Consider the following 15,030-nt stretch of genomic DNA (forward strand, 5'->3'; position numbering starts at 1 on the left):
GAACGCATGGTCCAATTCAACGACTGGTGTGACTCGGCCGATACGCCAGTCGGCAACCATCATGTTCGGGTTATGAGGGGGCGAGTGGCCGACGCCGCCACTGGAGTTCAGCTTTCTGCGGCGGCTGTGCCCGTCCACTATGCGGCCGAAGAACGCATCGCTCATGCCCTAGCGCGACTGGGGAAAGCTGGCGCCGCTCAGTTGATTACCGGGCTCTTGCCCCAGACGCCCCAGATCCGGTCGGGCGACCTAGGCGAGATCTACGCTACCGAGTGGATCAACGCGCACAGCGGATACCAAGCCCCGATCAAGCGCCTGCGGTGGAAAGATCACCGTAACATGGCAATGCGCGGCGACGACGTGATCGGCATGATCCTCGACCCGGCGTCACAGCGACTACGCTTCCTGAAAACCGAGGCGAAAAGCCGGATCGACCTTCGGGCACAGACGCTCACAGAGGCGCGTGCGGGGCTCGACAAAGATGAAGGCAGGCCATCTGCGCATGCACTGTCCTTCATCGCTGCACGACTGCTTGGTTTGGCCGACCTGCCATTGGTTGACGCAATCGACGACGCCCTCGTGCGCCACGGCATCCCCCTCGATAGCGTGCAGCATCTGCTCTTTACGTTCTCCGGCAACGCACCGCAGGCGTTGCTGACCAAGTCGCTCCAAGCCTATCCCGGACCGATCAGCCAATGGGGCGTCGGCCTCCACGTCGACGGCCACGCCGCCTTCATCGGTGCCGTCTACGACCGCGTGATCGCAGATGCCAACTAACCCTGACACCATCACCGCAGCTATCGCAGATGCGGCCGCAGCCGGGTTCCGAGGCCGCCTGATCGCCCAGGGCCAGGCGCGCGCGATCATCTGGCGGAATGGCGTCCTTCCACCCGGCGCGCCGGCGTTTGCGCCTCAGCTCAGCTTCGATCTGCACAGCTACGCGTACGGCCTCCTCGGCCTCGGCCTGCGCTTACTCGAAATGGATGGTGATCCGGCCCAAGCCCGGTTGGCGTTCGTCCAGGCGGCAACCGCCCTTGAGGCGGTCATGGCCAAAGGCAATCGCGGCGAGTCGGACCGAGACTTCCATTTTATCATGGCTGCCGCGAGCTACCATCTCGCCCATCTTTCGGCGCGCGCGTATTCCCTGCTCGCCGTCGTCGCCAGCGAGGAGAATTTCTCGCCGCTCGAACGAGCGCTGGCTTTCCTGATGCGGCGCGACATCACCGCGCTACGCGCCGAAGTCTACGCGTTTCGCATGGAAGGGCGTGGATCGGACGCACGGATCCACCGGGCTCTTTCAAGAACGGATGGCACAGGCCAGTCCCGACGCGCAGCCCGACCGAGACGGCCACGACTACCTTCTCGAGGGGTTGGACCTGGCCCTAACTGACAACTTTTTCGGCGCCGTTGCCACCTTCCTGCTGGCTCTCGACAGAGGCGAGAGGCCGCTGGTCGATCTCGCAATTTCGCGCCTGCGTGAGAACCTCAGCATCTGTGCGGACCTTAATCTGCTTCCGCAATGGTGGGCGCATCGCGTAGCGATTCACCTGCTTTCCGACCTGTGGTCGAACACCTTCCACGAGAAGCTCCCTTTCCTGCCAACGGGCGGCGGCGCGGCAGAGTGGCCCGCACTGCGCGAGCTATTCATCGCTTCGCTCGGGCGTCGGCCGAAGGCGGAGATCGACCTGTGGCCATCGCAGATCGACGCTGCCGCCCGCGCCGTTGACCAATCCGACAACCTGGTAGTTTCGCTTCCAACGAGCGCCGGCAAGACTCGCATCGCCGAGATCTGCATCCTCCGATGTCTGGCTGCAGGAAGACGCGTAGTCTTCGTCACACCGTTGAGGGCTCTCTCGGCCCAGACCGAGACGACCCTGCAGCGAACCTTTGGTCCGCTCGGCAAGACGATCTCCGCGCTCTACGGCAGCATCGGAGTTTCCGACTTCGATGAGGATGCGATCCGCGAGCGAAACATCGTCGTCGCAACCCCCGAGAAAATTGACTTCGCGCTGCGAAACGATCCCACGCTGCTCGATGATGTTGGTCTGCTGGTGTTCGATGAAGGACACATGATCGGACCAGGAGAGCGGGAGGTCCGATACGAGGTGCAGATTCAGCGGCTGCTTCGCCGTCCCGATGCGGACCAGCGCCGAATCGTATGTCTCTCAGCGATTCTGCCCGATGGCGATCAACTGGAGGATTTCACCGCGTGGCTGCGACGCGACCAGCCGGGCGGCCCGATCAAGAACGATTGGCGCCCCACCCGACTGCGTTTCGGGGAGGTGGTTTGGAACAGTCCTACCGCACGCCTGAACCTTCGCGTCGGCGACGAACGTCCTTTCGTGCCGCGCTTCCTTACCGGATCTGTCCCGCAGCTCTTCATAAGACCCAAGCGGCAGCGCACGCGAATCTTTCCGGACAACCAGCAGGAGCTGAGCCTCGCTACTGCCTGGCGGCTCGTCGATGACGGCCAGACCGTGCTCATCTACTGCCCGCAGCGTCGCAGCGTGGAACCGTTCGCCAAGGTGATCGTCGACCTGCACGAGCGCGGCGCGTTGCGATCATTGCTCGCGATCGACCCTGCGGCCCTTCAAACGGCAGTCGCGCTGGGAGAAGAATGGCTGGGCAACAATAGCGACATTCTCAAATGCCTCCGCCTCGGCGTGGCCCTCCATCACGGAGCTTTACCCACGGCCTTTCGGAAGGAGGTGGAACGCTTGCTCCGTGACGGAATACTGAAGGTTACCATCTCGTCGCCCACCCTCGCGCAAGGCCTGAACCTGTCCGCGACGGTCATCGTCATGCACTCGCTTTATCGTCATGGCGAAAAGATCAAGGTATCGGAATTCAAGAACGTCATCGGCCGCGCTGGCCGCGCCTATGTAGATGTCGAGGGCCTCGTCCTGTTCCCGATCTTCGAGGATCGGCGAAACAGAAAGCATAATGAGTGGGTCGAACTGATTGAGAACCCAGGCGCGCGCGAAATGGAAAGCGGCCTAGTCCAGCTCCTCAGCTTGCTGCTCGTGCGCATGCATAAGCGCATAGGGGGCGACCTCAATCAGCTAACCGAATACGTGGTCAACAACGCCGCGGCCTGGACCTTTCCGGAAGTTGCCGGAGAGGAGCCCGACGACAGCGCACGCGCGCGAAAGGACTGGGAACGGCATCTCGCGACGCTCGACACTGCGATCCTGAGCCTGATCGGTGAAGCCGACGTCCCTGACGCTGAAATTGAACCCACCCTCGACGCGATCCTGCAATCTTCGCTTTGGCAACGCAGGCTCCAGCGGCTCAATGACCCGTCGCGCCTTGCCCTGAAGTCAGCGCTTCTCGTCCGAAGCCGTCATATCTGGGCCAACTCCACCACCGCGACCCGCCGGGGATACTTCCTCGCTGGCCTCGGCCTGGAAGCCGGCCAATCGCTCGATGCGGTCGCTGCGGAAGCCAACATATTGCTGGTTCAGGCGAACGCCGCCCTTCTCATGGGCGACGGCGAGGCGGCGATCCAAGCGATCACGGGCATCGCCGAGCGTGTGTTTGCCTTCTATCCATTCGCTCCCGATCCGTTTCCGAACGACTGGCGCGCCATCCTGCGTTGTTGGCTCCTGGGGCAGCCCTTGGCCGCCCTGGTCGCCGCGCATGAGGGCGACGCGCTGCAATTCATCGAAGGCAGCCTCGTCTATCGTCTGCCTTGGGCGATGGAGGCGTTGCGTGTCCGGGCGGCCGCGAACGGCGACGTAGTAGGTGCGATGGGCCTGGCTCTGGACGACCATGAACTTGGTCTGGCATTGCCGGCCGTCGAGACTGGCACGATGAACCGCTCTGCGTCGATCCTGATGCAGGCCGGGTTCAATTCGCGCTTGGCCGCGATCAAGGCCGTAAACGACACTGGCGCCACATTCACGACCGGGCAGGAATTAAGGGCGTGGCTCCGATCGCCCGAAGTCGCGGTCCTCGCGGCTCAGCCGGACTGGCCGACACCTGAGACGAGGGCCCTGTGGATCGAGTTTGCCGAGGAGTTCGCGCCGCGGGACAACCGGACCTGGTCGGAGCGGCGCTACAGGGCCACCGTTCTTTGGCATGGGGCGCCGGCTCCACCGGGCTCGCCGATAGCGCTCCATCACCGGAATGATCAACCGCATGTCCTCTCCGCCGACGGTCTTGTCCTGGGGGTATTAAACCATCCACTCAATCCGAGACGGCGCGGCCTAGTTCGCGCGACAACCGCTCCTGAGATTGGGCAGATCGACATCAGCTATCTGGGACCTGACGATCTCTGGCTCGGTCAGGCGAACGGATGAAGACCGACCGCTCACTCGTGCTGGACGTAGAAGAGTTCGACTAGGTCGAGGATCAAGTCGGATGGATCTTCACCCCTCTCCTTGATCGCGATCATCTCAATTAGATCGGTCGGCGTAACGAAAAGTATGACCTTCTTATCCTCGCTATAGATCGTATTGCGTTTGATGTGCGCCTGCCGCTCGGGACCCTTGTTGGTGCATAGCACCGCTAGCCGTCCCATTGGTTTAGTGAGATAATTTCGGGTTTGGTTGACCTCGTCCTTACCGACCTCGCTGGTGTCGTAGTTTTTGAACTCGAATAGGATCATACGTGCATCAAGTTCTTTGTAGAGGTGAGCCCAATTTCCTACCCCTTCATGATTGCGGTTCGGGAAGATCGCATCCCGGCGATCGATGCCCGAATAGCTTCTCGGCTGAGTGAGCGGCCTCGCGAGCGGCGGAACGAATAAGTAAGTCAGCGCCTCGACGCAGGCGTCCTCAAACTCCTTCCAACCACCGTGCCCGGCCTTGCAAGCGCGAAGTCGCGCGCGAATGTCGTTCGGCGTGCTCATTTGATGCGCTGGCCGCCGAAATGCTTTCGGACCAATTCTGGTCGCGTGAGTAGGATTCGCTTCAGCTCAACACCTTCGACTAAGCGAAGCGGTGCTTGCCGAAGAATCTCTCTGGCAGCCGACGTGACCTGGCTGCTAGTCACAAGTGCAATTTGCGTCTTCTGATCACGCATCAGTGTCGCCAAATTGGCGAATTCCGTGATTACCGCGACGCTCAGGCGGCCCGAACTGTAGTGCTTGACCTCGATGAGCCAGTCTTCCGCGATGCTTCCACCAAATGGGTCAGACCGCGTGAATGTGAGGTGGAAATCGAAATTCCGACCTTGGACGACGACTTCACGCTCGGCTTCGTAGCCAAGACTGGCGAGCAGATCTGCAACGAGTTCCTCAAACTGATATGGCGAGAGAACTGAGAAATCGATGTCGATCGCTGGTGCAAGCGTTGCAACCAGCCTTTCCATCGCCGCCCTCGGGTCGGCGCGGAAATCTAGGTAGAGGATGTCGCGCATTGAAGGCGGCACCTCCACATCGTCGAGCAGGATGGGGATGATCGGGATCGACCTGTCACTTAATCCGCGGATGAAATCGCGCCGCAGCACCTCCTCGTGGAAGTGCTTCGAGTTCACTGAGGCGGACGAAATCAGGGCAATGAAATAGTCGCTCATGCCGAGCTTGCGATCGACAACGTCCCGCCAGACCTCGCCGGGCTGAACGCTCGTGTCCAGCCAAACGTCCATGCCCACGTCCTGCAGCCTCATGGCCAGTAACTGAGCAGTAGCCCTGTCCTGCTGCGCATAGCTGACGAAGACTGATTTGCGGCCATCTGTGCCGGCGATTGGCTCCTCCGTCATCGATCCATTCCGAGAGGCAGTTGCATCGGCCAAACCCCTAATATTTCGCGCTAGCGTAGCGGTATCTATCCACGACCCTCAACGGCTACACCAGATTGACTATCCCTGCATCCTAGCCGCCCGTGGGCAGAGCATTTCACTGCCGCTCGGAATCCGCCTTGACTCTGGCGCCTAGAAATTAGAACAAATACAGAACATGATGCCGAACCCGTTCCCGGAGGTCAACAAGCAGCTTGCGGCCCGAGCCCGCCATAGAGTCTTTGCGCGCGCAGATCGAGAAGATCGAAGGCAGAAGCCGGCGTGTGAAATCGGTGCTTCCGTTTGGAATCGCCGAGGTGGATTCCCGACTCCCCGGCGAGGGCCTGGCGCTGGGTGCGCTGCACGAAATCGCGGGCGGCGGTAACGGCGCGATCGACGGTGCCGCCGCCGCGCTCTTCGCCGCCGGCATCGCCGCGCGCACCAAGGGCAAGGTGCTGTGGTGCCTCACACGTCCCGATCTCTTTGCTCCGGCATTGGCGCAGGCCGGCCTTCCGCCAGACCGTGTGATCTATGTCGAGGCCGGGGACGACAAGACCGTCCTGGCCTGTGTCGAGGAAGGCCTGCGCCATGGCGGCCTGGGAGCCATCGTTGCGGAGATCGGCCGCCTTTCCATGACCGCCTCGCGCCGCCTGCAGCTCGCCGCAGAAGGCACAGGCGCCATCGGCCTGGCGCTCCGACGCTGGCGCCGACAGACCGAGGCGACCGACTTCGGCCAGCCGACCGCCGCCATGACCCGCTGGCGGGTCTCGGCCCTGCCTTCACCCGCTTTGCCCGTTCCGGGCGTCGGCCGGCATCGCTGGCTTGTTGAGTTGATCCGCGCCCGCGCGGGCGAGAGTGCTGATTTCGAACTGGAGGCGTGCGATGACACGGGTTGTCTCGCTCTTCCTGCCCACATGGTCGACAGATCGCGTGCGCAGGAAGGCTGGCGACACGGCGCCTCCGGCTGAGGCGCCTCTCGTCCTGATAGGCCATGACGGGAGAAGGCGGGTCGTGGTCGCGGCGGACGTCGCGGCCCAGGCCGCCGGCCTGCGCGTCGGCATCCCGAAGGCTCTGACGTCAGACTGTTCGGCTTGTGTGATCTCGGCCTTGGCAGTCCTGAGTTGGGTTATCTGATGCTGAGCGAGATCGAGGATGTACGCGGCATGCTCGGCCTACCTGTCGAGCGTGACATGCCTTTCAGGGCCGAACACCGCCTCAGGACCTACGCCAAGATCGCTCGCCATGCCGGGAGGATCGTCACTTGAAGCACGATCCGGCGTGTCGTCGGCCCAACCCGCCGGATCGCTAGCGCTGGAGGCCCACGATGATCGCCGCCATTCTTCTGATCGTTCCGCTGATCATCATGCTCTGCGTTCTCGCCTACCGTCTTGCGACCTTCGCGCTCCCGTTCATGCTGGCGCTCGAGGCCGCGCGCTTCGCCTACGACACGGGAGCCGGATGGATCGGCGCGGGCATCGTCGGCTTCGTCGCTGGCATCGGATCGTTCGGGTTTCTTGCATGGCTGTTCGACACGCTGCGCGCGCCGGCCCTGCGTCTCGCCGTGGCTTTGATCTTCGCCGCCCCGCCGCCGTGGCGGGCTATGCGCTGATCCATGGCGTCACGCGCGAAGCCGTTCCCTCCGACACCTGGCGGCAAATATTCTGCGTCGCGGGCGGGTTTTCTGTCGGCTGTTCGGCGCTGGCGCGGCTCGCCGATTGATCCATCTTCCGCAAGGATCATTGATGCGCACCGCGTGCCGGTAGCGTCCGAACGGAAAGGGTCAGTGCAAGGGCTGTAGTCTTGGGCGTCTCCCTGCGGGCCGGGCTTTCGGCTGCGCTGAAGCCGCGCTGCGCGGGTCTTCACCCTTCGGGCATCAATCCCTGACGAAGAAAGAGCGGCGACGGCCATCTCGCCGAAAAAAGCCGGCGCTTTCACGAAGCGCGAGCAATGGCCTGTCCAAGGTGGCGACAGGTCGCAGGAGACAGAGGGCCAGCACAAGATCCACGCCTTCCGTCTCGATCAGGCTCGCTCCCCAGCCAATCGAGGCGAGGAAGCCGGAATCGTCCAGCTTGCCAACGCAGAGCGGCAGGGTTGCCGTTGTCAGACGGGCCTTTGCCTTCCACGCGACGGCGGACACAATGGTGCATGGAGGGAACCATGAGAAAGGTAGGTCCCTTCTCATTGTCGTCCTGAAGACTGTTGGCACCGAATGCCACCGCCATGACGTTGAGGGTCGGAGACTGGACTGCGAGGGGAACCAGCGAAACCATCATCGGTGCGGGCGAGAGAAGCGCTGTTCGGTGGTCGCCATGACGTGAGCTCCATCTCATCGACTGAGTAAACCACCCCATTGCGGTCTCGATTGATCAGGTCTGACCGAAGACCGGCGACGCAAGCGCCGCCTCGCTCTTAAACCCGCAACGTCCGCCGCCAGCTTTTTTCCGCCGCCTTCGGCTTTGCATCGCGAAGCAAAAAAGCTGTCGCCGGCCGTCCTCCACATTGTTGCGGCCCCGATGGGGTGCGGGCCGATCGTCCCCGGTCTGTCGACCATCATCGAGATCGCGATGGGCGCGGTCCGATCAGCAGAAGGAACTCACATCATGGCGACCATCGGCACTTTCATCCGCACCGACGACGGCTTCACCGGCTCGGTCAAGACCCTCACCCTCAACGTCAAGGCGGTGAAGTTCACCCCCGCCGAGGCCGACAACGAGAAGGGACCGGCCTTCCGCATCTTCGCCGGCGCCACCGAGTTCGGAGCAGCCTGGAAGGATCGCTCCGCCAAGGGCAACGACTACCTCTCTGTCAAGCTGGACGATCCGAGCTTCCCCGCTCCGATCTATGCGAGCCTGGTCGAGACGGAAGGCGAGGGACTGGCGCTGATCTGGTCGCGCCGCCGCGCCGCCAACTAGGACAGGTCACCGGCCGAGCCCCGCGAAAGCGGGGCTTTGCCATGCTCATGTCCGCCGCCGTCCTCAGAGATATGGAGCGCTGCGCGCGCTCTGTCCTGATCGGCTGCGGCTGACGCCTTGCCGATCCCGAAGGGGAAGCCAAGGGGGACTTTTCCCTTTCTCCCCCTCAAACGCCGCCTACGCACTGGCAGGCCCGCCGGCTCGCAGAACGGGCGCTGATCTTCATCTCACCGACACCCGCCAATCCGTCCCGCTCACGCTGGCAGGCCGGCCATGCTCGCCGGCATTTGTCCCCTCCCATCCCTGCGCGCTCACGCGCCCCCGGGAGGCATGTCGGGGGACATGCCTCCGGCAGCAACGGGAAAGGATCAGGACAATGAACTTCATCAGCAGCAGCCAGAGCAGCCAGCCGGTCAACACGGGTTTTCGCGTCGACATCTCGCGCGGCGAGCGCGTCGGTCGGGTTTCGTCGGAATGGTTCTGCCTACACGCCCTCGCGCCATGAGGCCTGGCTGAAGCGTCGAGGGATCGCGCCATGAAGCGCACCGGGTTCCTCTTCGCAGCCGTGCTCGGAGCGCTTGGCGTCTGCGTTCCCGCCATCACACCGATGCCGATCAAGCTGATCTGGAACGCCTCCGCCAGCGCACCGGTCGGCTTCTACACCACCACACCGGCGGACGCGCTCGAGATGCACGAGCTCGTTGCCGTCATGCCACCGGCGCCGCTCGCCCATTTCATGGTTGGGCGCGGTTATGTCGGCCCTGGCGTACCGCTTCTGAAACGCGTCCTCGGACTGCCGGGCCAGCGCGTCTGTCGCACTGGGCGCACCGTCACGGTCGATGGCGTGGAGATGGGCGACGCGCTGGAACGCGACCGGATGGGCCGCGAACTGCTCGTCTGGCGAGGCTGCCGCACCATCGCTCAGGGCGAACTCTTCCTCATGAACCGCGGCGTCAGCGACAGCTTCGACGGACGTTATTTCGGCCCGTTGCCCGCTGCGGCCGTGATCGGCCGAGCCCTTCCGCTCTTCACCGACGAGGACGGCGACGGCCGCTTCGTCTGGCGTGCGCGGACCCGCTGATCCCTCTCACCGCACTGCCACCGAAGGAGAACATCATGGCCAATATCGGCGCATTCCAGAAGACCAAGACCGGCTACACCGGGCACATCCGCAGCCTGGTCATCGACGCTGCAGTGGTGCTCAACCCAAGCGCAGAGACGTCATCTACAAGAGCCTGAAGTGCGTCGAATTTGTCTTGAGCTTCCTGGCGGGTGGTGCCGGTAAAAATCGCAATTCCGGGAAGAACCTTCACGTGATCAGGTTCGCGCCCGTAGTTGGCTACCTGGGTCTTAAGTGAGCGGTAGCCGCTCACTGCGTCCTCGATCGTCGGGTAGTTCGCATAGATCACGTCCGCGTGCTTTCCGCCGATTGCCATCCCCTTCGGCGAGCCGCCCGCTTGAACGACAATGGGTCGACCCTGCGGTGAGTAGGGGCACGTAAGCGGACCCCTCACACTGAAGTGCTTGCCCTTGTGGTTGAGAATATGAAGCTTGCGTTCATCGTAGAAGATGCCGGTTTCTTTGTCGTGAAGGAAGGCATCCCGCTCCCAACTGTTCCACAAACCCAAAACGACCTCGACGAACTCCTCGGCGCGTTCATAGCGTTCGTCCTTGCCTAGATGCTCCTCCCGCCCGAAATTCCACGCTTCCTGTTGAGACCAAGAGGTGACGACGTTCCAGCCGGCGCGGCCGTTGCTAATGTGATCGAGCGTGCTGACTCGTCGCGCGAGATGATAGGGCTCGTTGTAGGTCGTCGAGGCAGTGGCAATCAGGCCAATCCTTTCGGTCCGAGCCGCTAGCGCAGGAAGAAGAGTGAAGGGATCCAGGTCCACATTCTTCATGTCTCGCACAAGAAATCCCGGGGGGGTGTCTTTCGCGCGAATAGCGAGCCCATCCGCGTAAAAGATCATGTGGAGCTTGGCAGCCTCAGCGCGTTGCGCGCTTTGCAGATGGTAGGAGAAACTCGTTGAACCATTCGACGGCGTAGTCGGATGACGCCACGCTTTATTATGGTATCCGAGGTACCGCAAAGACAGTCCGAGAATCATTTTTCTCGTTGCTTCCGCCATATCTTTCTCCAATTCGAACGCATTTTGCTACATGTGAAGTATTTTATGCGCCTGTCCTCCAGACGCTCAGAATTAGTGGTCGCCCGAGATCTTCATCTGGGTTGCCAGAATGAGCCTGAATGCGTGTTGTGTGGTCTTAATCGTCGCGTGTGGCGGGACTTGTCAGGCGCTCATCAAGCATCCACGGCTTTCTGCAAGCTTCACCGTTCCCGATAGCCTCGATATTCGACGCCGCCATCCTCGGGTGCACTATGGATGCAAGGACCGATATTTGCCGCTCACGTAGAGCAGCGGAGCGACATCGGGTGAAACAAGCGCTTCGAGGACTTCTCCCACAATGATCGAATGGCTGCCGAATTCGAGGGATGGACCGACCCGGCATTTCACTGAAGCCTGGCTTCGCGACAGAATCGGAATGCCGTTCTCGTCGTCCACCCAAGACCCAATAGAGAAACGGTCCGCGGAAGGCAGTTTCGAAAACCGCTCACAGAACTCGGCGTCTCCGGCTCGCAGGATGTTGACTCCAAATAACCCGCGCGCCAGCAGCGGCCGATGTATGGACGCGTCGTGGTTGACACAGATTGTCAGCGCCGGAGGCCGCATTGTTAAGGAGGTTACAGCTGTCGCGGTCATACCAAAACGCTGTCCATCTATCGATGTTGTAATGATCGTAACGCTTGCTGCATGTGCACGCATTGCGTTTCGGAATTGACCCGCAACTTCGATTTTTGTGTACAAAGACATCGAAACCCCTTGCTGTATACGGTCCAGTTGCTGAACCCCGATAGATCCTCATATTATCTACGAACGCCGACATGATACGTACGGCTCTGCAGTATCTCGTTCCATTGCGCTTCGCACAGGTTTTCCGTCATCAACGACGTCTTTCGCTTGACGGAGAAAAAGCTGAACTATTCAGCTGTAATAGGCAAAAGGTACAATGGTGATTTTGCAGGGTCTAATCGAATTATGACGGGTGGCCATTCCAAAACCTGATGATCGGAATTGACGCGTTGACGGCCGGAGTGAACCTTCTCCAATTTGTAAAAACGGTGCTTCTCCGGGGCGTTTCGCTACCAATTCTGATCCGACAACCATTGTGTCGCTCGGCGTGGCCCTGCATATATTTCGCGTGCTGGCCGCCTGAAAATTGACTGCGTCCCAGCGCGAATCCGGGTGGACGTATGCGCGGAGCAATCTCAGCAGCCAACTTCCGTTCGAGAGCGCTGATGGCGCCGTGAATAATTTTGATCGAAAAGGGGCAAAATGCCGACAATCAGCCCAAGGCAAGTCTCGGCCTTCCGAGCAGTCATGTTAACTGGCGGTATCACCCGCGCCGCGTCTATGATCCATTTAACGCAGCCCGCTGTCAGTCGCCTGATCAAAGAATTTGAGCTCACCACAGGTCTGAAATTATTCGAGCGGACAGGATCCGGCATTACACCTACTCGCGAAGCCAATGTGATCTTCGCCGAGGTGGAGCGGCTGTTCACCGGGCTTGACCGGATCATGGAATTGGCGATCGAACTGCGGCAAGAGCCCGTGCAGTCTATTCGTATCGCCGCGTTTCCGGGCATTGCGAATGGCTTCTTACCCAGGATGGTCGCTAAACTAATTGCGCGTGCTCCAGGTTGCACGCCTTCCATAAACAGCGTCCACTCGGAAGAAGTGGTTGAGTGGGTCGCTAGCGATAAGTGCGATTTGGGGTTAGCCGGAACCATTCCCGAACACCCACTAGTCTCTGTTGTGGCGCTTGAATCCATACCGTTCGTTGTTGCATTGCCCCGCAATCACCCTTTGGCAGCCAAACATTTCTTGGAGCCAAGGGACTTCGCGCGCCAAGCGTACATTTCCATCTCGCAGACGGTAATGAACCTTCGCCTCAGCGCAATGTTTGCCGCCCATGAAGTAAGCCCCCACATCGTCGCCCAATCAGCGCAAGCCACCGTTGGTTGCGCGATGGTCAGCGCGGGATTGGGGATGGCGATTGTCGATCCTTTTGCCGCAGAAGACGCGAAGGCACACGGTGTCGAAATAAGACCTCTGCGGCCCTCAATTCCGTTTGAATTCGCCTATGTACTACCGGCTAACAGAGTGCAGTTTTCGATTGTTGCGGAAACAATGAAACTGCTGCAGGAGGAGGTTGCCACCCTAAGAAGCTCGCAAGAACCGTAGGACACCTGAAAGGAGGATTCCGTGGGGGCCGCCCATTTCGCTGGGCAGCAGGCTACCGGATTTGAGCGCGAGTTAACTCCCTCGGGAGCGTATCCTGAGCACTGAATGAGGATGAATTCTAATCGTCGATCGAGGCGAGCGACAACATCGGCTCGCCTAGCTCGAAGCGACACTCATTGATCCGCAGTTCGTTTCCGTACTGAAGCGACGCCGCGCCTCCCTCGTAAATCACCTCGATCTGCTGATCGTCATCCCACCTGAATTGCAAGGCAAGGAAAGCTGCGGGTCCTCGCAACCAAGGGGGCCGATCGGCAAAATTGAAGGTGGTGCGGGTGGTCGGAATCGAACCGACACTCCTTTCGGAACCGGATTTTGAATCCGGCGCGTCTACCAGTTCCACCACACCCGCACGGTGCGAACCCGTCGTGCAATGCGCCTCGAGGGTAAGTCCTCGCTCCTATATGGCACTTGGACTGAGAACGCTAGGGTGGCGAGGTTCTCTGTGGTCCTTAGACGGCATCGCGACAACGACCATGAATTCCCAAGGATTGGAGACTGCTCGCCGCTCCTATGCTGCACCCGCTCTCTCACGCCGCAGCTGTTCCGTGGCGGGAAGTGACCGAGAGCGGATCTGCAGGTTTCAACCGCCGATGTGTGAAGCGGATGCCCAAATCGGCGAGTGTATCGTCTCGATCTGGCGCGATCCGGACTCTGGCATGCCCGCTTTGCGCAGCGCAGCCAGAAGGCGCTCGAGCAACTCCATCTTATGCAGCGGGCGCCGACGTCGCAATGATTATGGCGGCCGGCCTGTCCAGCACGGTTGGAGTGAAACGCAACGGTCGCGACGGTCAAGGATGGGGTCGGATGGACTCGCGGCGGTCAGCAGTCCGGATCGTTCGGTCGATCGGCGCGATTGGCCCTATCCTGCTCGAACAATGCCACCGCCTCGAGCAGCGCCCGATGCTCGGCCGCCTCAGGCGAACCGGCCGGAAACCCGGCCAGGAGCACAAGCCGCTCCAGCGCTGCCTGCCTCTCGTCCTCGCTCGTCACGATAAACGGCGTCACTATGCTCCTCCCCGCCAAGCGCAGTCGCTTGCGCTTAACGGCTTGCCATCCAGGATGTTGATCTGGATCAAGGAAGCTTCGGCTGCAGGAATCGCAGCCGCGACATCAGATCTCAAGGCACATCGCCATCCAGCCGACGGCATGGCGCGGTGCCCGCCGATCAAGAACGAGGCTGCTCGTTGCGCTCTGCTTGCGGGCGCGGCCGGCAGGCTGCGGCACGCCCGCCGCTCCCCGAGCTTGGTACGAACAGGCCTGTGCCGACGCCGTCCGATCAGACGACGGTTCCCCTTCAGATTCGTGGGGCGCTGGGCCCATATGTTTGCTCCTTCTCGGCCGCTCTCGTCGGATCTGCGCAAACTTGGTCGCGCGAGCCGTCTCCTACAGTGTCGGGCGCGATCCTGGCATTCAGGAATTGTCCTGAGTTGCGAAGGTCGCACCGGCGGTGCTTACGAGTTCGTCTGCCCAGGGCATTCCGCGGCAGCGCCGCCTACCACGGCTCAGCGTACCGCGCCGCCCCGCCCGATGTCTGCGAAGAACCGCGCATTGGGACAGAATCCCGGGCCGCCCTCGGCGGAGCGGTTCTGCTCGATCCATTTTCCACAACTGCGGTGGGCATCGCACCAGAGGCAGCGCCGGTTGGCAGCGTCGTAGAGGCGACCGCGACTGGCCGCGGCCTCCGGCGTCACCCCGAGGCGCTCCATCATTGCGCCCATCAACCGCGCCTGCCGCGCGAAACGCCCTGTAATCCAGCGATACATGGCAGCTCCCCTGGCTTGGATGCCTTTCGTTCGATCGCTCGAACGAAAGGCTGACTCTGACGGCGCGATGAATAATAGCCAGCGGGCCCGATGCTGCTTTGATCTGGAACAAGCTTCCGGCAGCCCGAACCTGGATTCCACCCTAGGACGGCTCCTGCCCAAAGTTCATTCCGGCGCATCGCGAGCCAGCGATGTCGAGCGGCCGCTTGCCGCCTCAGTGATTTGCCGTAATTGACTTTATCGTGAGTGCGGTCGGAAATGCCTCTACCG

At 61.3% G+C, this 15,030-nt stretch carries 15 protein-coding genes, 1 tRNA gene and 1 pseudogene; 10 read left to right on the plus strand and 7 right to left on the minus strand.

The features are described 5' to 3' along the window. The first annotated feature begins 6 nt into the window (after positions 1-6). The 3 genes from C4S73_RS23415 to C4S73_RS23420 are packed head-to-tail and all read left to right on the plus strand — an operon-like array spanning position 7 to position 4,301. Positions 7-777: a Hachiman antiphage defense system protein HamA gene (locus C4S73_RS23415; protein WP_103875002.1), complete on the plus strand. Its 771-nt coding sequence runs from the start codon at positions 7-9 to the stop codon at positions 775-777. After that, the gene (locus tag C4S73_RS28805) at positions 767-1,390 is read left to right on the plus strand and encodes a hypothetical protein (protein WP_244595745.1); all 624 of its coding nucleotides are present in this window, start codon (positions 767-769) and stop codon (positions 1,388-1,390) included. The genes C4S73_RS23415 and C4S73_RS28805 overlap by 11 nt, the downstream gene beginning before the upstream one ends. Further along, positions 1,308-4,301, plus strand: coding sequence for a DEAD/DEAH box helicase (locus tag C4S73_RS23420; protein ID WP_244595746.1), 2,994 nt, complete (start codon positions 1,308-1,310; stop codon positions 4,299-4,301). Before C4S73_RS28805 ends, C4S73_RS23420 begins: the two co-directional genes overlap by 83 nt. Positions 4,302-4,312: 11 nt before the next feature. Here C4S73_RS23420 and C4S73_RS23425 read toward each other — a convergent pair whose 3' ends face one another. Beyond that, on the minus strand, positions 4,313-4,852 hold the full coding sequence (locus C4S73_RS23425; RefSeq protein WP_103875003.1) for a hypothetical protein: 540 nt from the start codon (positions 4,850-4,852) through the stop codon (positions 4,313-4,315). Continuing rightward, the gene (locus C4S73_RS23430) at positions 4,849-5,703 is read right to left on the minus strand and encodes a TIR domain-containing protein (protein ID WP_103875004.1); all 855 of its coding nucleotides are present in this window, start codon (positions 5,701-5,703) and stop codon (positions 4,849-4,851) included. The genes C4S73_RS23425 and C4S73_RS23430 overlap by 4 nt, the downstream gene beginning before the upstream one ends. A 233-nt stretch (positions 5,704-5,936) precedes the next feature. Between C4S73_RS23430 and C4S73_RS23435 the strand changes: the two genes are divergently transcribed. The 6 genes and pseudogenes from C4S73_RS23435 (at position 5,937) to C4S73_RS23465 (ending at position 9,714) form a co-directional block, all read left to right on the plus strand. Next, positions 5,937-6,689 carry an ImuA family protein gene (locus C4S73_RS23435; RefSeq protein WP_103875005.1) on the plus strand — a complete coding sequence of 251 codons (753 nt, stop codon included), beginning with the start codon at positions 5,937-5,939 and terminating at the stop codon, positions 6,687-6,689. Positions 6,690-6,782: 93 nt separating this feature from the next. Then, positions 6,783-6,986, plus strand: a pseudogene (locus tag C4S73_RS23445) (DUF2958 domain-containing protein); the annotation flags it as partial. Positions 6,987-7,045: 59 nt separating this feature from the next. Next, positions 7,046-7,330 (plus strand): hypothetical protein, encoded by a 285-nt coding sequence (locus C4S73_RS23450; protein WP_342210590.1) that lies wholly within the window; start codon positions 7,046-7,048, stop codon positions 7,328-7,330. Positions 7,331-8,321: 991 nt separating this feature from the next. Beyond that, entirely contained in the window at positions 8,322-8,633 is a 312-nt protein-coding gene (locus tag C4S73_RS23460; RefSeq protein ID WP_103875043.1) for a DUF736 domain-containing protein, read from the plus strand. A gap of 376 nt (positions 8,634-9,009) precedes the next feature. Then, entirely contained in the window at positions 9,010-9,138 is a 129-nt protein-coding gene (locus C4S73_RS28965) for a hypothetical protein (protein ID WP_280177618.1), read from the plus strand. Positions 9,139-9,168: 30 nt separating this feature from the next. After that, the gene (locus C4S73_RS23465) at positions 9,169-9,714 is read left to right on the plus strand and encodes a S26 family signal peptidase (RefSeq protein WP_103875007.1); all 546 of its coding nucleotides are present in this window, start codon (positions 9,169-9,171) and stop codon (positions 9,712-9,714) included. A gap of 73 nt (positions 9,715-9,787) precedes the next feature. On the opposite strand, the gene C4S73_RS23470 is transcribed toward C4S73_RS23465, so the two are convergent. Next, complete coding sequence (locus C4S73_RS23470; protein WP_103875008.1) at positions 9,788-10,762, minus strand: NtaA/DmoA family FMN-dependent monooxygenase; 975 nt, start codon at positions 10,760-10,762, stop codon at positions 9,788-9,790. A 249-nt stretch (positions 10,763-11,011) separates the two neighbouring features. Then, positions 11,012-11,506 (minus strand): flavin reductase family protein, encoded by a 495-nt coding sequence (locus C4S73_RS23475; RefSeq protein WP_103875009.1) that lies wholly within the window; start codon positions 11,504-11,506, stop codon positions 11,012-11,014. 522 nt (positions 11,507-12,028) lie between these two features. On the opposite strand from C4S73_RS23475, the gene C4S73_RS23480 reads away from it, so the two are divergent. Then, a complete protein-coding gene (locus C4S73_RS23480) occupies positions 12,029-12,937 on the plus strand; it encodes a LysR substrate-binding domain-containing protein (protein ID WP_103875010.1) in 909 nt (302 codons plus the stop codon). A 324-nt stretch (positions 12,938-13,261) separates the two neighbouring features. Here the strand turns inward: C4S73_RS23480 and C4S73_RS23485 are convergent. The 3 genes from C4S73_RS23485 to C4S73_RS23495 form a co-directional block, all read right to left on the minus strand. Next, a tRNA-Leu gene (locus tag C4S73_RS23485) sits at positions 13,262-13,346 on the minus strand. Between the two features lie 470 nt (positions 13,347-13,816). Next, complete coding sequence (locus tag C4S73_RS23490; RefSeq protein ID WP_103875011.1) at positions 13,817-14,002, minus strand: hypothetical protein; 186 nt, start codon at positions 14,000-14,002, stop codon at positions 13,817-13,819. A gap of 497 nt (positions 14,003-14,499) precedes the next feature. Next, positions 14,500-14,760, minus strand: coding sequence for a DUF6455 family protein (locus C4S73_RS23495; RefSeq protein WP_103875012.1), 261 nt, complete (start codon positions 14,758-14,760; stop codon positions 14,500-14,502). Between the last annotated feature and the right edge of the window lie 270 nt (positions 14,761-15,030).

It is taken from the genome of Allobosea lathyri (genome assembly GCF_900108245.1).
In the GTDB taxonomy this organism is placed as follows: Bacteria; Pseudomonadota; Alphaproteobacteria; order Rhizobiales; family Beijerinckiaceae; genus Allobosea; species Allobosea lathyri.